The following is a 17,869-nucleotide window of genomic DNA, read 5'->3' on the forward strand; positions in this document are numbered from 1 at the left end:
GCCCGGATGGTCCCTGGTGTCAGGTGAACCCGCCCGAAGGCGGTTACGTCAGTAGCCCGAGCGGCAGGGCGGCAGGCCCAGCTCGATGCCGCAGGTCGCGACCCCGGCAAGACCGCCGATGAGCGCGCCGGCGAGCACGTCATTCTCGGTCGCATCGGCGACCAGCGCACCGGCGGCCGCACCGGCGGCGCCGCGCGATGCCGGGTCCTGCATGCAGCCGGCAAGCGATGTGGAAAGAAGGGCAAAAACGATAAGCGACTTGCGCATGGGATACTGCCTCGCGGGTTTGTTGTTATTGCAGCGGAATCTACCGCAAAATCGCGGATTTGAAAGCAGTTTCTCGCCGTGTCGGCGCAATCGGCAAGGACCCGCTCCGGCCACAGGATCGGTCCGGCCGGGGACAGGCCGGACCGAAGAGAAGGGGAAGGGTAACAACGTAGACGATGCAAGCCAGAGCTGTAATGGCACGGGCCTGCAAGGAAACAATGGCGCCACGATCCGCCCATTGCAAATGCCTTGCAAACAGCCGCCCGGGCCTGAGCAAAACAGCGCCAAAAGCCATTCCCGGTCGGCAAGATCATGCCTAGTCCTCCCCGTCCCGGTCGTCGCCGGCGTCCAGCGCATCGGGCGCGTCCGGTGCGAAGACTTCGGGGAAGGCCGCCTCGGCGCGCTTGACGTCGATCCGCAGCAGTGCCTCGTAGGAGCAGGGATCGAACGGGTCCTCGGCTGCGATGACCTCGCGGCCGAACAGCCACGACAGCCGGCCGGCATCAAGATTGCCGCGCTCGAACGGTTCGGCGCCGAAGTACTGCCAGAGAGCGGCCATGAAGGCCCGGTCCGCCATCCGGTCCAGATGCTTGCGGTCCTTGAACCGCTCGCGCCGGATGAGTTTCGTCGCGCCCTCCTTCACGTTGGCGCGGCGGATGGTGAACTGGAAATCGGTGCCCGGCATCCGGCCCGGGAAGCCCCTGTGCTTCAGCATCTGTCCTGTCCTTTGTCGATGCGGCTGACGGGACGGATAGGCGAAACAGTCGGGCCCGCCCAGATCGGGCGACACCGAAGTTCTGACGGAGCTTGGAAAGATGATGCCTCGACCGCACGTCCGCGCAGGAGGCGAGGGGTTGGCGCGGGCCCGTCCGGCAGAGGCCGGCAGGCCCGCTCCGCAAGATTACTTGTACTTGCCCGTGTAGGTCGGCTCGACCGTGACCGGCTCCACCGGCTCGACCGGGGCCTCTTTCTTGGCGCAAGCGGCGAAAGCCGAAACCATAGCCAGAACCAGAACGAGACGTGCGCTCTTCGACATCCTCTACTCCATCCTTCTTGTGGTGCTTCGGACCCCTCGCGAGTATCCGGCACCTGTTCGCTGTTCAAGGCCGATTTGGCCCGGCCCGCAAGCACCCTAACCGAAACGGATCCGGATTGGTATGTCGGCGAGGCCAAGTTCCCGACCTGTGGCGTTCCTACATCAGCCCAATGTGCAAGGCCAGTCGAAAAAACAACATTTAGCGTCCGCATCAGAAAACTTCCCACACGCAAGTGCCGTTTTCCGGGCGGTAGGATTCGAAGAACTGCACGACACCGGGCGCCGCCTCGCCGAAGGGAACGACCTCGCTGGAAAACGAGATCACGATCTGCTGCGGCGCAGGCACCATTCCCTCTATACGCTTGATGGCAAAGCTGTCGCACAGCGCCTGCATGTCCTCGGCCGCGGCCTCGGCGTCATCGGCGTTCAGCCCCGGCGCCAGGAACCGGAATCGCGCCGTCGCCCCGGCCGGGCCGCGCGCATTGGTGATCACGTCGATAAGCGACAGTGTCCGCCCCGACGGAACGCTGATCGTCTCGCCCGCCGGCGCCTCCTCCTGACAGCCGGCCGTCGCCGCCAGGGCGACGAAGGTCACGACGTGAAGGATCGAGGCGCGGCGCATCGTCACAGCGGGATGTTGTCGTGCTTCTTCCAGGGCATCAGCGCCTTCTTCCCGCGCAGCGCCGCGAAGGCACGAGCCACCCGGCGCCGCGTCGAATGGGGCATGATGACCTCGTCGATGAAGCCCTTTTCGGCCGCGACGAAGGGGTTTGCGAAGCGGTCCTCGTAGTCCTTGACCCGGGCGGCGATCTTCTCCGGCTCGCCCAGCTCGCTGCGATAGAGGATCTCGACCGCACCCTTGGCCCCCATCACGGCCACCTCGGCCGTGGGCCAGGCATAGTTGAAGTCGGCCTTCAGGTGCTTGGAGGCCATGACGACATAAGCCCCGCCATAGGTCTTGCGCGTCAGCACCGTTACCTTCGGCACCGTCGCCTCGCCATAGGCGAACAGAAGCTTCGCCCCGTGCTTGATGACGCCCCCGTATTCCTGGCCCGTTCCCGGCAGGAAACCCGGCACGTCGACAAAGGTCAGGATCGGGATCTCGAAGGCATCGCAGAAACGGACAAAGCGCGCGGCCTTGCGGCTGGCGTCGATGTCCAGGCAGCCGGCCAGCACCATCGGCTGATTGGCCACCACGCCCACTGTCTGGCCCTCCAGCCGGATGAAGCCGATGATGATGTTGGCGGCAAAGTCCTTCTGAATCTCGAAGAAATCGCCCTCGTCCGCGACCTTCAGGATCAGTTCCTTCATGTCGTAGGGCTGGTTCGGGTTGTCGGGGACCAGGCTGTCGAGGCTGGGCTCGATGCGCGCGGGATCGTCGAAGAAGGGCCGCACCGGCGCCTTCTGCCGGTTGTTCAGCGGCAGGAAGTCGAACAGCCGGCGGATTTCCGCCAGCGCCTCGACATCGTTCTCGAACGCCCCATCGGCGACCGAGGACTTGCGGGTGTGGGTCGAGGCCCCACCCAGTTCCTCGGCCGTGACCACCTCGTTCGTCACGGTCTTCACCACGTCGGGGCCGGTGACGAACATGTAGGACGAATCCTTCACCATGAAGATGAAGTCGGTCATCGCCGGGGAATAGACCGCGCCCCCTGCGCAGGGACCCATGATGAGGCTGATCTGAGGGACGACGCCCGAGGCTTCGATATTGCGCTGGAACACCTCGCCATAGGCCGCAAGGCTGGCGACCCCCTCCTGGATCCGCGCGCCGCCGGAATCGTTGATCCCGATGACCGGCGCGCCGTTCTGCATCGCCATGTCCATGATCTTGCAGATCTTTCCGGCATGGGTCTCGCTGACCGACCCGCCCATGACCGTGAAGTCCTGCGAAAAGACATAGACCTGCCGGCCGTTGATCGTGCCCCAGCCCGTCACCACGCCGTCGCCTGCGGGGCGGTCCTTCTCCATGCCGAAGTCGGTGCAGCGGTGCGCGACGAACATGTCGAACTCCTCGAACGACCCCTCGTCGAGCAGAAGCTCGATCCGCTCGCGCGCCGTCAGCTTGCCCTTGGCATGCTGCGCCTGCACGCGGCGTTCGCCGCCCCCGGCGCGCGCCGCCGCACGACGGGCCTCAAGCTCTTCCAGGATGTCCTTCATCGCGCGCTCCCCCACGGCTGATGGCTCGGCGCAATCTAGGGGAAGGCGGCAGGTGCGAGAAGCACGAATGAGAAAATTTGCAAATCTATTTGAAAGGCAGCACATCAAATCGCAAATCTGCAAAGCATTGGACCTGCCGTCAGACCGCGCTATTCCCTTGCGGACACGCCCCCCGAGGACCCCATGACCCTGCCCATCCCCGTCATCACCATAGGCCTGCTGCTGGCCTCGAACATCTTCATGACCTTTGCCTGGTACGGACACCTGAAATTCAAGGAAAGCGCCCTGATCACGGTGATCCTGGTCTCCTGGGGGATCGCCTTCTTCGAGTATGTGCTGCAGGTTCCGGCCAACCGCATCGGCTATGGCTATTTCAACGCTGCCCAGCTCAAGACGATCCAGGAGGTCATCACCCTGACCGTCTTCGCCGCCTTTTCTGTCCTCTACCTGAAAGAGCCGCTGATGTGGAACCATGTCCTCGGCTTCGCGTTCATTGCGCTCGGGGCCTTCTTCATCTTCCACAAATGGGCGTGACCACGGCTACCCCCAGGCCTCGCGCCCCGTGGACAAACGACAGTCGCAGGCGTAGCCCATCCAGATGCAAGACGCGGTATTCCTCGACCGGACGACGCCTCCGAAGATCGTCACGCTGATCCTGATCGCCGGGCTCTCGGCGCTGACGATGAACATCTTTCTGCCCTCGCTCCCCGGAATGGCGACGTACTACGGCGTCCCCTATGGTGTGATGCAGCAGTCGGTCGCGCTCTACCTCCTCCTCTCCGCGCTCCTCCAGATCGTGATCGGCCCGATCTCCGACCGCTACGGCCGTCGCGCCGTGCTGATATGGTCGCTGGTCCTGTTCCTGCTGGCCACGATCGGCACGCTTCTTGCCCCCACCGCCACCTGGTTCCTGATCTTCCGCATGGCCCAGGCCGTCGTCGCCGCCGGCATGGTCCTGTCGCGCGCCGTGGTCCGCGACATGGTGGCCGATGAACGCGCGGCCAGCATGATCGGCTACGTCACCATGGGGATGAGCCTGGTGCCCATGATAGGCCCGGTCATCGGCGGCGTCCTCGACGACCTCTACGGCTGGCAGGCGAACTTCGCCCTCCTTCTGGTCCTCGGGCTCGCCACGCTCGCCCTCGTCTGGGCCGACCTGGGCGAGACTGCCACCCTCCGCCGCGTCAGCCTGATGGACCAGGTCCGCAGCTATCCCGCCCTCTTCGCCTCGCGCCGGTTCTGGGGCTATACGCTCGCGGCCGGCTTCGCCTCGGGCTGCTTCTTCGCGTATCTTGGCGGCGCGCCCTATGTCGGCGACAAGGTCTACGGGCTGAGTTCAACCCATGTAGGGGCGCTGTTCGCCCTGACCGCCATCGGCTATGCGGCGGGCAACTTCTTCGCCGGGCGCTATTCCGTCCGCATCGGCATGAACCGGATGATCCTTCTGGGCTGCCTCGTCACCTCCGCCGGTCTGGCCCTTCTCGCCCTCCTCACCCTTGCCGGCCTCTCCGGCCCGACCACCTTCTTCGGCCTCACCATCTTCATGGGCCTCGGCAACGGCATCTGCCTGCCGAACGCCAACGCCGGGATGCTGTCGGTCCGCCCCGACCTCGCCGGCACCGCCTCGGGCCTGGGCGGAGCCATCCTGATCGGTGGCGGCGCGGCCCTTGCCGCCATCGCGGGTATCCTCCTCGGCCCCGGCTCGACCGAGATGCCGCTGATCCTCCTGATGCTCGCCTCCTCGGTCGCCTCCGTGGTGGCCATCTTCTTCGTCATGCGCCGCGCGCGGCAGATCGGCGCCGCCTGACTTCCGCTTGACGCACCTTTGCAAAGCGCCGCATACCTTTGCAAAGAGGTCCCCGATGCCCACCCAGAAACTCTACGCCGGCGTCAAACTGCGCGAGATCCGCGGGCGGCTGGGCCTGACCCAGAAGGCCTTCGCCGACAAGCTGAACGTCTCGCTGCCCTACCTCAACCAGATGGAGAACAACCACCGCCCTGTCTCGGCGGCGGTCGTGCTGGCGCTGGCGCAGGAATTCGGCCTCGACGTGACCGAACTCACCGTCGGCGAAAGCGAACGCCTCGTCACCGACATGCGCGAGGCGCTGGCCGACCCGGTCTTCACCACCGCCAGCCCGCCGCTTGCCGACCTGCGGCTTGCCGCCTCGAACGCACCGGCCCTTGCGCGTGCCTTCCTGGACTTGCACCGCGCCTATCGCCAGACCCACGAACGCCTTGCCTCGCTGGACGAGGCGCTGGGGCGCGAGGACGCCGACCTGCGCCCCTCTGCCTGGGAGGAGGTGCGCGATTTCTTCCACTACTGCGACAATTACCTCGACGCGATCGACCGCGCGGCCGAGCATTTCGCGACCTCAGCAACCAACGGAAAACCTATCGAAATCCTGGCGCAAGACCTGCTAAGACGCGCAGGCATCAGCCTGCACTATTCGAACACCGCGCCCTTGCGGCACTACGACCCGCAGGCGAAACGCCTCGACATCTCGGCCCGTGCCTCCGGCCCCTCGCAACGCTTCCAGCTGCTGCATCAGGTGGCCCTTCTCACGCAGAATGAGCTTCTGGAAGCAACCCTCGACCTGGCGCGCTTTTCCACGCCCGAGGCGCGCGATATCGCCAAGATCGGCCTGGCGAACTACTTCGCCGGGGCCGCGCTCCTGCCCTACCGCGCCTTCCTCACCGCCGCGCAAGAGGTCCGCCACGACCTCGAACGGCTGGCCGACATCTTCGGCGCCTCGATCGAACAGGTCGGCCACCGGCTGTCCACCCTGCAACGCCCGGGCGCAAAGGGCATCCCCTTCTTCTTCGTCCGCGTCGACCAGGCCGGCACGATCACGAAACGCCATTCCTCGACCCGGCTGCAATTTGCCCGCTTCGGCGGCGCCTGCCCCTTGTGGAACGTCCACCAGGCCTTTGAAACCCCAGGACAATTCCTGCGCCAACTTGCGGAAACCCCGGACGGCGTGCGCTATCTCTGCCTCGCCCGCGATGTGTCGAAACCGGCCGGGGCCTTCCTCGCCCCGGTCCGCCGCTATGCCATCGGCCTTGGCTGCGAGGTGCAGCATGCCCCCCAGCTCGTCTATTCAGACGGGCTCGACCTGAAAGGCCGGTTCGAGCCCATCGGCATTTCCTGCCGCATCTGCGAAAGGGTGAACTGCCACCAGCGGTCTGTTCCGCCGCTGGAAGGGCGGTTGAAGATCAACCCCAACGCCCGCGACGTCCTGCCTTACGAGATCGGCTGACCCCTCGTCGTTTCCTTCGGTCCTCCTCGGTGCCCAGCGCGAGGAGAAGCCGAAGGCGCACGACGAGCAGCCTACTTGCGCAAGGCCGCCGCGATCTGGTCCTTCAGCCGCGACCGCTGCTTGCGCAGGTGCTCTTCCTCTTCCTCGGTCAGAAGATCCAGCCGGGTCTCGGCGCGATGCACCTTGTCGTTCACGCTGTCGTAGTCGGTCAGCAATTTGGCGAAATGCGCGTCCGATACCTTCAAGGCGCTGATCTTCGCCGCCTCGCCCGGGAATTCCTCTTGCAGCGTGTGCGGGGTGTTCGACATGCCGGTCTCCTTCTTGACTGTCTTGAAAAGTATGGTGCCCTGCGCCGGGTCGCGCCTTGACCCGGATCAAGTCAGCGCTGCGAAACGCGCCAGTTCGGGTTGATCCACGGCTCCAGGTTCGAGGCCGGCAAGGGCGCGCGTCCCAGGATGTGATCGGCCGCCTTCTCGCCGGTCATGATCGAGGGGGCGTTGAGATTGCCGTTGGTGATCTGCGGGAAGATCGACGAATCGGCCACGCGCAGCCCTTCCACCCCGATCACCCGGCACTCCGGATCGACCACCGCCAGCGGGTCCGAGGCCCGCCCCATCCGGCAGGTGCCGCAGGGGTGATAGGCGCTTTCGACATGCTCGCGCAGGAAGTCGTCCAGTTCGGTATCGGTCTGCACCTTCGGCCCCGGCTGCAGTTCGGCCTTCAGATAGGGCTTGAACGCCTCCTGCCCGAAGATCTCGCGGGTCAGGCGGATGCAGGTGCGGAAATCCTCCCAGTCCGAGGGGTCGGACATGTAGTTGAACCGGATCACCGGCGCGTCCGTGGGGTTGCCCGACCGCAAGCTGACCGACCCGCGCGATTTCGACCGCATCGGTCCGACATGAGCCTGGAAGCCGTGGCCCTCGGCCACGGCCTTTCCGTCATAGCGCACGGCGATCGGCAGGAAGTGGTACTGGATGTCGGGATATTCCACGCCCGCCTTCGACCGGATGAAGGCGCAGGCCTCGAACTGGTTCGAGGCGCCCGGGCCCTTGCCGGTCAAGAGCCACTGCGCCCCCACCCAGGCCTTTCCCCAGAGATTCCAGTATTTGTAAAGGGTTATCGGCTGGCTTGCCGCGAACTGCATGTAGATTTCCAGGTGGTCCTGCAGGTTCGCCCCCACCCCCGGCCGGTCGGCGACGACCTCGATCCCGTGCTCTTTCAGGTGCGCCGCAGGCCCGATCCCCGAAAGCATCAGAAGCTTGGGCGAGTTGATCGACGAGGCCGCGATGATGACCTCGCGCCCCGCCCGGATCACCTGCCGGCCGGCGCGGGTGTCGATCTCCACCCCCACGGCGCGCCTGCCCTCCATCACCACGCGCCGGGCAAAGCCGCGCACGACCTGGACATTCCCGCCCTTCAGCGCGGGCTTGAGATAGGCATTCGCCGCCGACCAGCGCCGCCCCTTGTGGATCGTCGCCTCGAAGGGGCCGAACCCCTCCTGCTGCTGGCCGTTGTAATCCTGCGTCACCGGATAGCCCGCCTGCCGCCCCGCCTCGATGAAGGCGTCGAACAGCGGATTCGCGCGGGACCCGCGCGTCACATGCAGGGGGCCGTCGGTCCCCCGGAACTCTGGCCCCGACCCGCCGTGCGACTGCTCCATCCGCTTGAAATAGGGCAGCACATCGGCATAGGCCCAGCCGTCCGCGCCCATCTCGGCCCAGGTGTCGAAGTCCTTGGCGTGACCCCGGACATAGACCATCCCGTTGATGCTCGACGACCCGCCGATCACCTTGCCGCGCGGCGTCGCCAGCACCCGGCCTCCAAGATGCGGCTCGGGCTCCGTGGCGAATCCCCAGTCGTAGATGCCCATGTTCATCGGATAGGACAGCGCGCCGGGCATCTGGATGAACGGCCCCGCGTCCGATCCGCCATGCTCGATCACCGTGACCCGCCGCCCCGCCTCGGCCAGCCGGTAGGCCATGGCGCAACCGGCCGAGCCCGCGCCGACGATCACATAATCCGCGTGCATCAGACCGCCCCCCGCACCAGTTCCGCCTCAAGATGCCGCAGCGCCAGTTCCACCGCCGCCGCCCCGTCCGGCGCGCCCGATTTCAGCACTTCCCGCAGGTAGAGCCCGTCGATCATCGCCCCCAGCGATTCGGCGATTCCCCCGGCCCGGTCCCCCGCCAGCGGCCGCAGCGCCGCCACCAGGTTCGACCGCAGCCGCCCCTGATAGACCGCCAGCAGCCGTTTGGCCTCGGGCACCGTCTGCGCCAGGACCCAGAAGTTCAGCCAGGCCCCCACCGCCTCGCGCCGGAAGTTGCCGGGGCTGAACGACGCCCGCAGGATCGCCCGGATCCGCCCCTCCGGCCCCTCCGCCGCAGCCAGCGCGCCCCGCACTTCCGCGCCGTACAGCGTCATGATGTGGCGCATCGCGGCCAGGAACATCTCTTCCTTCGACCCGAAGTAATGATGCGCCAGCGCCGAGGACATCCCCGCCCGCCGGGCGATCTGGCTCACGGTCACGTCCAGCGATCCCACCCTGCCGATCTCGACAATGGTGGCTTTCACCAGGGCTTCCTTGCGGATAGGCTCCATTCCAAGCTTCGGCATGACGGTCTGGCCCCAGAAAATGCTTGCCAAACCGAATAAGGGCGAAGTTTATTGACTCGTCAATCAACAAAAACACCACGGGGAGTTTCCATGTCCATCCGTTCCACACTCCTGACCAGCGCCGTGACCGTTGCTCTGGCGGGAAGCGCCTTCGCCGAGGGCTGCGACAAGATCGTCTTCTCCGATGTCGGCTGGACCGACATCACCGCCACCACCGCGGCCACGACCCTTGTCCTCGAAGCCCTGGGCTACCAGACCGAGACCAACATCCTCTCGGTCCCCGTCACCTACGCGGGCCTCGCCGAAGGCGACATCGACGTGTTCCTCGGTAACTGGATGCCGACGATGGAGGGCGACATCGCCTCCTACCGCGAGGCCGGCACGGTCGAGACCGTCCGCACCAACCTCGAGGGCGCGAAATACACGCTGGCCACCAACGAGGCCGGCGCGGCGCTGGGGATCAGCGATTTCAACAACATCAAGGACCATGCTGCCGAGCTTGAGAACAAGATCTACGGCATCGAGGCCGGCAATGACGGCAACCGGCTGATCCTCGACATGATCGCCGCCGACCAGTTCGGCCTGGGCGGGTTCGAGCTGGTGGAAAGCAGCGAACAGGGCATGCTCGCCGAGGTCGACCGCAAGACCGGCGCGGGCCAGCCCATCGTCTTCCTCGGCTGGGAACCGCATCCGATGAACTCGAACTTCAAGCTGACCTATCTTTCGGGCGGGGACGAGGTGTTCGGACCGAACTTCGGCGGCGCCATCGTGGCCACGAACACCCGCAAGGGCTATGTCCAGGAATGCCCGAACACCGGCAAGTTCCTGCAGAACCTCGTCTTCTCGCTCCAGATGGAAAACGAGATCATGGGCGCGATCCTGAACGACGGCACCGATCCGCGCGAGGCCGCAAAGGCCTGGCTCGCCGCCAACCCCGCCACCTGGGAAGCCTGGCTCGACGGCGTGACCACGAAGGACGGCGGTGACGCCAAGGCCGCGGTGGCCGCCGCGCTGCAATAAGGCGCTGACAGGACGGGCAGGCCGGGGCCAAACCCGGCCGCCCTTTTCGGGCCGGCTCATCGGGGGGGACGGATTTGGACTGGCTGCAAACCACGTTTCCGTGGCTGTTCGAGAAAATTCCGGTCGGCTGGGCCGCGAAACAGGCGGTGGACTGGCTGAAGGCCAACGCCCGGCCCTTCTTCGACGGGATCAGCGAGGCCTTCGGCTGGCTCATCGATGCCACTCTCTCCCTGATCCAGTGGCCCCATCCGCTGGTCGTGGTGGCGCTCTTCGTCGCGCTGACCTGGGTGCTGCAACGGTCCTGGAAGATCTGCCTCCTGGTCCTTCTGGGCTTCCTCTTCATCCTGAACCAAGGCTACTGGAAGGCCACGACCGAAAGCCTGGTCCTGCTGTTCTATTCCTGCCTGATCTGCATGGCCGTCGGCGTGCCCATCGGCATCGCCGCCGCGCACCGGCCCCGGCTTTACGCCGCCATGTCGCCGATCCTCGACCTGATGCAGACGCTGCCGACCTTCGTCTACCTGATCCCGGCCGTGGTGTTCTTCGGCCTCGGGATGGTGCCGGGCCTCCTCGCCACGGTGATCTTCGTGGTGCCCGCCCCGATCCGGCTGACCTATCTCGGCATCTCGGCCACGCCCCAGGCGCTGATCGAGGCCGCGACCGCCTTCGGCGCCACGCCCCGGCAGAAGCTGTGGAAGGTGGAACTGCCCTATGCCATGCCGCAGATCATGGCCGGCCTCACCCAGACCATCATGCTGTCGCTGTCGATGGTGGTGATCGCCGCGATGGTGGGCGCGAACGGCCTCGGCATCCCGGTGGTGCGGGCGCTTGGCCAGAACAACTCCGCGCTCGGCTTCGAATCGGGCATGGTGATCGTCGTGGTGGCGATCATGCTGGACCGCATGCTGAGGGTGACGCGCAAATGACCAATGCCGTCGAATTCGACCGAGTCTCCATCGTCTTCGGCGACCGCCCGGAAGCCGCCCTGCCCCTGATGGACCAGGGCAAATCCCGGGCCGAGGTGCAAGAGGCCACCGGCCAGGTGCTGGGCGTGCACGACTGCACGCTCTCTGTCGCCGAGGGCGAGATCCTGGTGCTCATGGGCCTCTCCGGCTCGGGCAAGTCCACGCTTCTGCGCGGGGTGAACGCGCTGAACCCGGTCGTGCGGGGCGAAGTGCGGATCCTCGACGGCGACCGCATGGTCTCGGTGACGAAGGCCGATCCCGCCACCCTGCGCCGGCTGCGTGCGACCCGGGTCGCCATGGTGTTCCAGCAGTTCGGCCTCCTGCCCTGGCGCACGGTGCGCGAAAACGTGGGCCTGGGGCTGGAGCTTGCCGGCATCCCCCCCGCCCAGCGCCGCCCCCGGGTGGATGCGCAGCTGGAACTGGTGAACCTATCGCAATGGGCCGACCGCAAGGTCGGCGACCTTTCCGGGGGCATGCAGCAGCGCGTGGGCCTCGCCCGCGCCTTCGTGACCGAGGCCCCGATTCTCCTGATGGACGAGCCCTTCTCGGCCCTCGACCCCCTGATCCGCTCGAAGTTGCAGGACGAGCTTCTGGACCTGCAGAAGAAGCTGAAGCGCACCATCGTCTTCGTCAGCCACGACCTCGACGAGGCGTTCAAGATCGGCAACCGCATCGCGCTGATGGAGGGCGGGCGGATCGTGCAATGCGGCACCGCGCGCGAGATCATCGCGAACCCGGTTTCGGATTACGTCGCCGACTTCGTGGCCCACATGAACCCGCTCGGCGTCCTGACCGCGCGCGACGTGATGGAGCCGGGGATGACCTCGGCCACGGCCCGCGAACTGCCGGCCGAAACCCCGGTCAAGGACATCATGGAGCTGATGTCCAAGGGCGCTGCGGAACTTGTCGTGACGGAAAACGGCCGGCCCCTTGGCCTCGTGCGCACCGCCGGCCTGATCGGCCGCCTCATCAACCCGCGCGGCTGAGTCGGACCGGGAGCCAAAAGTTTTCGAAAACTTTTGGCAAATCTTTTCGAAAAGATTTGCTCCCGGCCGCACGGTTGCACACCGCTTCCACTCCGCACCTCCCCTCCCCCACCGTGGGGCGGGGATGGGGGTCGGGGCTCATCGGCTGCCGGTAAAGAAATCCCTAACGCCCACCAGCAACCTTCTGATCCGGAAAGAAAATCCGGAAATGTCCACCGTGGACACTCAGGTCCCCGAAGCCGCCTTCTTCTTCGCCGGAGCCTTTTTCGGAGCCGCCTTCTTCGCCGCAGGCTTCCCCGCCGCCTTCTTCGGCGCGGCCTTCTTCTTCGTCCCCGACTTGCCCGCCTTCTCGGCGATCAGGGCCAGCGCCTCCTCCAGCGTGACCGCCTCGGGCTCCATCCCCTTGGGCAGGGTCGCGTTGACCTTTTCCCACTTCACATAGGGCCCATAGCGGCCGGGCATGACCTGCACCTCGCCGCCACCGGGATGCGCCCCCAGCACCTTCAGCGGCCCCGCCGGCGCCGCCCTGCCCCGCCCGCGCGCGGCCTTCTGGGCCAGCACTTCCACGGCCCGGTTCATCCCGATGGTGAAGACCTCCTCCACCTCGGGCAGGTTCGCATAGACCGACCCGTGCTTCACATAGGGCCCGAACCGCCCGATCCCCGCCTCGACCATCACCCCGTCCTCGGGATGCGGCCCGACCTCGCGCGGCAGCGACAGAAGCTGCAAGGCCCGCTCCAGCGTCAGCCCGTCCGGCGTCCACCCCTTCGGCAGGCTCGCCCGGTCAGGCTTGGGGTTTGCCTCGGAGGCTTCGCCACGCTGGACATAGGGCCCGAAACGCCCCGCCCGCAAGCTGATCTCGTTACCTTGCGCGTCCTGCCCCAGCACCCGCCCGTCCGAGGCCACCGCCTCCGCATCCCCCGCCAAGGGCCGCGTATAGCGGCACTCGGGATAGTTCCCGCAGCCGATGAAGGCCCCGCCCGACCGCGCGGTCTTCAGATGCAGCCGCCCCGTCCCGCAGGTCGGGCAGATGCGGGGATCGCCCCCGTCCGCGCGCGGCGGATACAGGTGCGGCGCCAGGAACTCGTCCAGCTTTTCCAGCACCTCGCCGATCCGCAGGTCGGCCGTCTCGGCCACCGCCGCGCTGAAATCGCGCCAGAAGCGGGCCAGCACGTCCTTGTAGTCGCGCTCCCCGGCCGAGACGTCGTCCAGCTCCGCCTCGAGGTCGGCGGTGAAATCGTACTCCACATACCGCTTGAAGAAGTTCGCAAGGAACGCCGTCACCAGCCGCCCCTTGTCCTCGGGGATCAGGCGGTTCTTGTCCTTGCGCACATATTCGCGATCCACGATCGTGCTCAGGATCGAGGCATAGGTCGAGGGCCGCCCGATTCCCAGCTCTTCCATCCGCTTGACCAGCGTTGCCTCGGTATAGCGCGGCGGGGGCTGGGTGAAATGCTGCTCGGGCGTCACCGCGCCCTTGTCCAGCCCCTCGCCCTGCATCAGCTGCGGCAGGCGGCCCTCCTCGTCCTCCTCGCCCTCCTGCCGGTCGTCGCGGCCCTGGTCGTAGACCTTCAGGTAGCCGTCGAACAGCACCACCTGCCCGGTGGCCCGGAATCCGACCTCGCGATCGGGGCTGGCGATGTCCACCGCCGTCCGCTCCATCCGCGCCGCCGCCATCTGGCTGGCGATCGTGCGCTTCCAGATCAGCTCATAGAGCTTGCGCTGGTCCTCCTCGACCCGGATCTTCTCGGGCCCAAGGGCCATGTCCGTCGGCCGGATGCATTCATGTGCCTCCTGAGCATTCTTGGCCTTGTTCTTGTACATTCTCGGAGATTCCGGAACGTAGCTGTCACCGAAACGCCGCCTGATCTCGTCGCGCGCGGCCATGACCGCCTCGGGCGCCATATCGATCCCGTCGGTCCGCATGTAGGTGATGTAGCCCGCCTCGTAGAGCCGTTGCGCCGCGTTCATGCACTGCTTGGCGCCCATGCCGTACTTGCGGCTGGCCTCCTGCTGCAGGGTCGAGGTCATGAAGGGCGGCCAGGGGTTGCGCGTCGCGGGCTTCGATTCGACCGCCGCCACCTTGAAATCGCGGCTCTTTGCCGCCTGCACAGCCAGTTCGGCCGCCGTGGCGGTGGGGATGTCGAATTTGGCCAGCTTCCGCCCACCCAACGTGACCATCCCCGCCTCGAACTCCTGCCCCCTCGGCGTGCGGAAGACGGCCTTCACCGTCCAGTATTCCTGCGCCTTGAAGGCCTCGATCTCCATCTCGCGCTCGACGATCAGCCGCAGGCAGACCGATTGCACCCGCCCCGCCGAACGCGCACCCGGCAGCTTGCGCCAGAGCACCGGCGACAGGGTGAAACCCACAAGGTAATCCAGCGCGCGACGGGCGAGGTAGGCCTCGACCAGCGCCTGATCGACCTCGCGCGGTTCCTGCATCGCCTTCGTGACCGCGTCCCTGGTGATCGCGTTGAAGGTGACGCGGGCGACCTTTTTCCCTTTCTTCAGGCTGGATTGCAGGGCTTCCTTCAGGTGCCAGCTGATCGCCTCGCCCTCGCGGTCGGGGTCCGTCGCAAGGATCAGGGTGTCATCGGATTTCAGCGCCTCGGCAATGGCGCGAACGTGTTTCTTCGACTCGGGCGCGACCTCCCAGAGCATTTCGAATCCATGCTCGGGATCGACCGAACCGTCCTTGGCCGGCAGGTCGCGGACATGGCCGTAGGAGGCAAGCACGGTGAAGTCCGGGCCGAGATACTTGTTGATTGTCTTGGCCTTGGCGGGGGATTCGACGACGACGACTGGCATGCTTTGCTGAAACTCCCGGGCCGGCGAATGGCGCGGCACCATGTGGGGGAAGCCGCGCGCTTGTCAACCGGGGGCGGCTCGGCGCTCCCCTCCGGTCGCTTCTCGCGAGGGCCTGCGAAGACCGACCGGAGGAAGGGATGAGCGGGTCGTCAGTCCACCCGTGCCAGAAGACCGCCCGGCTGGCGCGCGATGCGGCCGTCAAGCTCCAGCGTCAGGAGTTCTGGGGCCAGCTGGGCCGGGCTGACATCGAGGTCGCGCATCAGCTGATCCTCGGCCAGCGGGTTGGGCCCCAGGCGATCCAGGATCATCGCGTGCAACAGCGCCACCTCCTTCAGCGGGCGCTGCGGCGCTACCGGCCCGGGCAAGGGCCGGGCCACGGGCCCTGCGTCGCGGCAGACGGGGCCGGGCGCGCCCAGCGCCTCCAGCACGTCCTGCGGACCGCGCACCAGCACCGCGCCATCGCGGATCAGAATGTTGCAGCCCGAGGCGCGGGCATCGAAGGGGTGCCCGGGCACCGCCATCACCTCGCGCCCATAGTCCAGCGCGGCCCGGGCGGTGATCAGGCTGCCCGATTTCGCCGCGGCCTCGACCACCACCACGGCCTGCGACAGGCCGGCCACGATCCGGTTGCGCAGCGGGAAATGCCGGGCCTGGGGTTCGAGGCCGGGCGGATGCTCGCTGATCCGGCAGCCCTTTTCGTCGATCCGGCGGGCCAGAGCCGCGTTCTCGGCCGGGTAGATCACGTCGATCCCGCCCGCCATCACCGCAACCGTCCCCCCCGCGCAGTCCAGCGCCGCCTCGTGCGCCACGGCATCGACGCCGCGCGCCAGGCCCGAGACGACCGTCAGCCCGGCCTCGGCCAGACCCTGACCCAGCCTGCGCGCCATGCGCATGCCAAGGGACGAGGCGTTCCGCGCCCCGACCATGCCGATCGCGGGCCGGTTCAACAGCGCCACCTCCCCGATCGCCCACAGCACCGGCGGCGCGTCGGGAAGGTCCAGCAGCGCGCGGGGATAGTCCGCTTCGCCATGTACCAGCAGCCGGGCGCCGGCGGCCAGGCCCAGGCGTTCCTCGGCCAGGGCGACGCCCACCGGGCAGCACTCATAGCCCTCGACCCCGGCGGCAGCCGCGATTGCAGGCAGCGCCGCCAGCGCCGCGGCGGCCGAGCCATGCTCTGCCATCAGCCGGTGATAGGTGACGGCGCCCACCCGCCGCGACCGGACCAGGCGCAGCCGGTCCCGCCGTTCCTCGGCGGTCAGACCGGCAGCCCGTTCCGCAAGCTGTCCATCCGCCATCCCGTCCCCCGTCGCATCGCCTCGCGCCAGTCTGACCCGACGAGGGTTAACGAATGCTGAATCCCGCAAGGAAGCTTTGCCGTCACAAGGATTGCAGTCCCCCGGAATATTTGATCAAATGGAACAAAGACCCCGTGGCCCGAGTCTGTCCTCCGGGGGTGTCATGCTTTCTGGGGAGCGAAGACCATGCTGAACGCCGAAGTAGCCAAGCGCCGCGACGATGCCATCTCGCGCGGGGTGGGGATGATGACGCAGATCTATGCGGATCGGGCGCTGAACTCCGAGGTCTGGGACATCGAGGGCAACCGCTACATCGACTTCGCCGCCGGGATCGCGGTGGTCAATACCGGGCATTGCCATCCGAAGGTCATGGCCGCCGTGGCGAACCAGATGCAGAAGTTCACCCATACCTGCCACCAGGTGATGCCCTACGAAAACTACATCCGTCTGGCCGAACGCCTGAACGAAAAGGTGCCGGGCGACTTCAAGAAGAAGACGATCTTCGTCACCACTGGCGCCGAGGCCTGCGAGAACGCGATCAAGATCGCCCGCATCGCCACGGGCCGCAACGCCGTCATCGCCTTCGGCGGCGGCTTCCACGGGCGCACCTTCATGGGCATGTCGCTGACCGGCAAGGTCGAGCCCTACAAGAAGGGCTTCGGCGCGATGATGCCCGATGTCTTCCACGTCCCCTTCCCGATGGAGCCGCACGGGATCTCCACCAGGGACGCCATGGCTGGCATCGAGAAACTGTTCAAGGCCGACCTCGACCCGGCCCGCGTCGCCGCGATTATCTTCGAGCCCGTCCAGGGCGAAGGCGGCTTCTACCCCGCGCCGACCGATCTGGTGAAGGCGATCCGCGCGCTTTGCGACCAGCACGGCATCGTCATGATCGCCGACGAGGTGCAGACCGGCTTTGCCCGCACCGGGAACCTCTTCGCGATGGAGATGCACGGCGTCGCCGCCGACCTGACCACCATGGCCAAGGGCCTGGCGGGCGGCCTTCCGCTCGCGGCCGTCACCGGCCGGGCCGAGCTGATGGATGCCGCGAACCCCGGCGGCCTCGGCGGCACCTATGCCGGCAACCCGCTGGGCATCGCCGCCGCCAACGCCGTCCTCGACGTGATCGAGGAGGAGGATCTCTGCGCCCGCGCCAATGAGCTTGGAAGCCGGCTGAAGCAGCGGCTGGAGGCCCTGCGTGCCACGACGCCGGAAATCATCGACATCCGCGGCCCCGGCTTCATGGTCGCGGTCGAATTCGGCAAGCCCGGCACGAAGGAACCCGACGCGGGCTTCACCGGCCGGGTGCGGATGGAGGCGCAGAAGCGCGGCCTGATCCTTCTGACCTGCGGCGTCTATGGCAACGTGATCCGCTTCCTGGCACCGATCACCATCCCGGACGCCCATTTCGCCGAGGCGATGGAGATTCTCGAGGCCTCGGTTGCCGCTGCCCGGGCGGCCTGAT

The 17,869-nt window shown here is 66.7% G+C and carries 17 protein-coding genes; 7 read left to right on the top strand and 10 right to left on the bottom strand.

Translation table 11 applies throughout. From position 1 onward, the window contains the following. Window positions 1-48: 48 nt before the first annotated feature. From ACK4IU_RS11670 to ACK4IU_RS11690, 5 genes are all read right to left on the bottom strand, one after another. A complete protein-coding gene (locus tag ACK4IU_RS11670; protein ID WP_149589499.1) occupies window positions 49-267 on the bottom strand; it encodes a hypothetical protein in 219 nt (72 codons plus the stop codon). 316 nt (window positions 268-583) lie between these two features. After that, the gene (locus ACK4IU_RS11675; RefSeq protein WP_409735198.1) at window positions 584-982 is read right to left on the bottom strand and encodes a hypothetical protein; all 399 of its coding nucleotides are present in this window, start codon (window positions 980-982) and stop codon (window positions 584-586) included. Window positions 983-1,168: 186 nt separating this feature from the next. After that, window positions 1,169-1,303 carry a hypothetical protein gene (locus ACK4IU_RS11680; protein ID WP_268815787.1) on the bottom strand — a complete coding sequence of 45 codons (135 nt, stop codon included), beginning with the start codon at window positions 1,301-1,303 and terminating at the stop codon, window positions 1,169-1,171. 211 nt (window positions 1,304-1,514) lie between these two features. Then, complete coding sequence (locus ACK4IU_RS11685) at window positions 1,515-1,925, bottom strand: DUF6497 family protein (protein WP_409735355.1); 411 nt, start codon at window positions 1,923-1,925, stop codon at window positions 1,515-1,517. A 2-nt stretch (window positions 1,926-1,927) separates the two neighbouring features. Next, window positions 1,928-3,460 carry an acyl-CoA carboxylase subunit beta gene (locus tag ACK4IU_RS11690; protein ID WP_409735201.1) on the bottom strand — a complete coding sequence of 511 codons (1,533 nt, stop codon included), beginning with the start codon at window positions 3,458-3,460 and terminating at the stop codon, window positions 1,928-1,930. A 183-nt stretch (window positions 3,461-3,643) separates the two neighbouring features. Between ACK4IU_RS11690 and ACK4IU_RS11695 the strand changes: the two genes are divergently transcribed. The 3 genes from ACK4IU_RS11695 (at window position 3,644) to ACK4IU_RS11705 (ending at window position 6,717) form a co-directional block, all read left to right on the top strand. Next, on the top strand, window positions 3,644-3,994 hold the full coding sequence (locus tag ACK4IU_RS11695) for a DMT family protein (protein WP_149589496.1): 351 nt from the start codon (window positions 3,644-3,646) through the stop codon (window positions 3,992-3,994). A gap of 64 nt (window positions 3,995-4,058) precedes the next feature. Further along, window positions 4,059-5,267 carry a multidrug effflux MFS transporter gene (locus ACK4IU_RS11700; RefSeq protein ID WP_409735204.1) on the top strand — a complete coding sequence of 403 codons (1,209 nt, stop codon included), beginning with the start codon at window positions 4,059-4,061 and terminating at the stop codon, window positions 5,265-5,267. Between the two features lie 55 nt (window positions 5,268-5,322). After that, complete coding sequence (locus tag ACK4IU_RS11705; protein ID WP_409735207.1) at window positions 5,323-6,717, top strand: short-chain fatty acyl-CoA regulator family protein; 1,395 nt, start codon at window positions 5,323-5,325, stop codon at window positions 6,715-6,717. 71 nt (window positions 6,718-6,788) lie between these two features. Here ACK4IU_RS11705 and ACK4IU_RS11710 read toward each other — a convergent pair whose 3' ends face one another. From ACK4IU_RS11710 to betI, 3 genes are all read right to left on the bottom strand, one after another. Beyond that, entirely contained in the window at window positions 6,789-7,025 is a 237-nt protein-coding gene (locus ACK4IU_RS11710) for a YdcH family protein (RefSeq protein ID WP_409735210.1), read from the bottom strand. 71 nt (window positions 7,026-7,096) lie between these two features. After that, window positions 7,097-8,746 carry a choline dehydrogenase gene (gene betA / locus ACK4IU_RS11715; protein WP_409735213.1) on the bottom strand — a complete coding sequence of 550 codons (1,650 nt, stop codon included), beginning with the start codon at window positions 8,744-8,746 and terminating at the stop codon, window positions 7,097-7,099. Then, a complete protein-coding gene (gene betI / locus ACK4IU_RS11720) occupies window positions 8,746-9,330 on the bottom strand; it encodes a choline-responsive transcriptional repressor BetI (RefSeq protein ID WP_409735216.1) in 585 nt (194 codons plus the stop codon). Before betI ends, betA begins: the two co-directional genes overlap by 1 nt. Window positions 9,331-9,420: 90 nt before the next feature. Between betI and choX the strand changes: the two genes are divergently transcribed. The 3 genes from choX (at window position 9,421) to choV (ending at window position 12,301) form a co-directional block, all read left to right on the top strand. Continuing rightward, window positions 9,421-10,350, top strand: coding sequence for a choline ABC transporter substrate-binding protein (choX, locus tag ACK4IU_RS11725; protein ID WP_409735219.1), 930 nt, complete (start codon window positions 9,421-9,423; stop codon window positions 10,348-10,350). A 74-nt stretch (window positions 10,351-10,424) separates the two neighbouring features. Further along, window positions 10,425-11,276, top strand: coding sequence for a choline ABC transporter permease subunit (choW, locus tag ACK4IU_RS11730; RefSeq protein ID WP_149589489.1), 852 nt, complete (start codon window positions 10,425-10,427; stop codon window positions 11,274-11,276). After that, window positions 11,273-12,301 carry a choline ABC transporter ATP-binding protein gene (gene choV, locus ACK4IU_RS11735; RefSeq protein WP_409735222.1) on the top strand — a complete coding sequence of 343 codons (1,029 nt, stop codon included), beginning with the start codon at window positions 11,273-11,275 and terminating at the stop codon, window positions 12,299-12,301. The genes choW and choV overlap by 4 nt, the downstream gene beginning before the upstream one ends. 225 nt (window positions 12,302-12,526) lie before the next feature. Here the strand turns inward: choV and topA are convergent, their stop codons facing one another. Together topA and dprA are read right to left on the bottom strand one after the other, a co-directional pair. Then, window positions 12,527-15,109 (bottom strand): type I DNA topoisomerase, encoded by a 2,583-nt coding sequence (gene topA, locus ACK4IU_RS11740; protein ID WP_409735225.1) that lies wholly within the window; start codon window positions 15,107-15,109, stop codon window positions 12,527-12,529. Between the two features lie 149 nt (window positions 15,110-15,258). Next, window positions 15,259-16,404: a DNA-processing protein DprA gene (dprA, locus tag ACK4IU_RS11745; RefSeq protein WP_409735228.1), complete on the bottom strand. Its 1,146-nt coding sequence runs from the start codon at window positions 16,402-16,404 to the stop codon at window positions 15,259-15,261. Between the two features lie 186 nt (window positions 16,405-16,590). Here dprA and ACK4IU_RS11750 point away from each other — a divergent pair, with 186 nt between their 5' ends. Beyond that, the gene (locus tag ACK4IU_RS11750) at window positions 16,591-17,868 is read left to right on the top strand and encodes a 4-aminobutyrate--2-oxoglutarate transaminase (protein WP_409735231.1); all 1,278 of its coding nucleotides are present in this window, start codon (window positions 16,591-16,593) and stop codon (window positions 17,866-17,868) included. Window position 17,869 lies beyond the last annotated feature (1 nt).

Source organism: Tabrizicola flagellatus, assembly GCF_046295235.1.
Lineage (GTDB): Bacteria > Pseudomonadota > Alphaproteobacteria > Rhodobacterales > Rhodobacteraceae > Tabrizicola > Tabrizicola flagellata_A.

Bases quoted from the DNA above. Each gene is read 5' to 3' on its own strand.
- ACK4IU_RS11670 (WP_149589499.1), bottom strand. From the start codon at position 267: ATGCGCAAGTCGCTTATCGTTTTTGCCCTTCTTTCCACATCGCTTGCC.
- ACK4IU_RS11675 (WP_409735198.1), bottom strand. From the start codon at position 982: ATGCTGAAGCACAGGGGCTTCCCGGGCCGGATGCCGGGCACCGATTTC.
- ACK4IU_RS11680 (WP_268815787.1), bottom strand. From the start codon at position 1,303: ATGTCGAAGAGCGCACGTCTCGTTCTGGTTCTGGCTATGGTTTCGGCT.
- ACK4IU_RS11685 (WP_409735355.1), bottom strand. From the start codon at position 1,925: ATGCGCCGCGCCTCGATCCTTCACGTCGTGACCTTCGTCGCCCTGGCG.
- ACK4IU_RS11690 (WP_409735201.1), bottom strand. From the start codon at position 3,460: ATGAAGGACATCCTGGAAGAGCTTGAGGCCCGTCGTGCGGCGGCGCGC.
- ACK4IU_RS11695 (WP_149589496.1), top strand. From the start codon at position 3,644: ATGACCCTGCCCATCCCCGTCATCACCATAGGCCTGCTGCTGGCCTCG.
- ACK4IU_RS11700 (WP_409735204.1), top strand. From the start codon at position 4,059: ATGCAAGACGCGGTATTCCTCGACCGGACGACGCCTCCGAAGATCGTC.
- ACK4IU_RS11705 (WP_409735207.1), top strand. From the start codon at position 5,323: ATGCCCACCCAGAAACTCTACGCCGGCGTCAAACTGCGCGAGATCCGC.
- ACK4IU_RS11710 (WP_409735210.1), bottom strand. From the start codon at position 7,025: ATGTCGAACACCCCGCACACGCTGCAAGAGGAATTCCCGGGCGAGGCG.
- betA (WP_409735213.1), bottom strand. From the start codon at position 8,746: ATGCACGCGGATTATGTGATCGTCGGCGCGGGCTCGGCCGGTTGCGCC.
- betI (WP_409735216.1), bottom strand. From the start codon at position 9,330: ATGCCGAAGCTTGGAATGGAGCCTATCCGCAAGGAAGCCCTGGTGAAA.
- choX (WP_409735219.1), top strand. From the start codon at position 9,421: ATGTCCATCCGTTCCACACTCCTGACCAGCGCCGTGACCGTTGCTCTG.
- choV (WP_409735222.1), top strand. From the start codon at position 11,273: ATGACCAATGCCGTCGAATTCGACCGAGTCTCCATCGTCTTCGGCGAC.
- topA (WP_409735225.1), bottom strand. From the start codon at position 15,109: ATGCCAGTCGTCGTCGTCGAATCCCCCGCCAAGGCCAAGACAATCAAC.
- dprA (WP_409735228.1), bottom strand. From the start codon at position 16,404: ATGGCGGATGGACAGCTTGCGGAACGGGCTGCCGGTCTGACCGCCGAG.
- ACK4IU_RS11750 (WP_409735231.1), top strand. From the start codon at position 16,591: ATGCTGAACGCCGAAGTAGCCAAGCGCCGCGACGATGCCATCTCGCGC.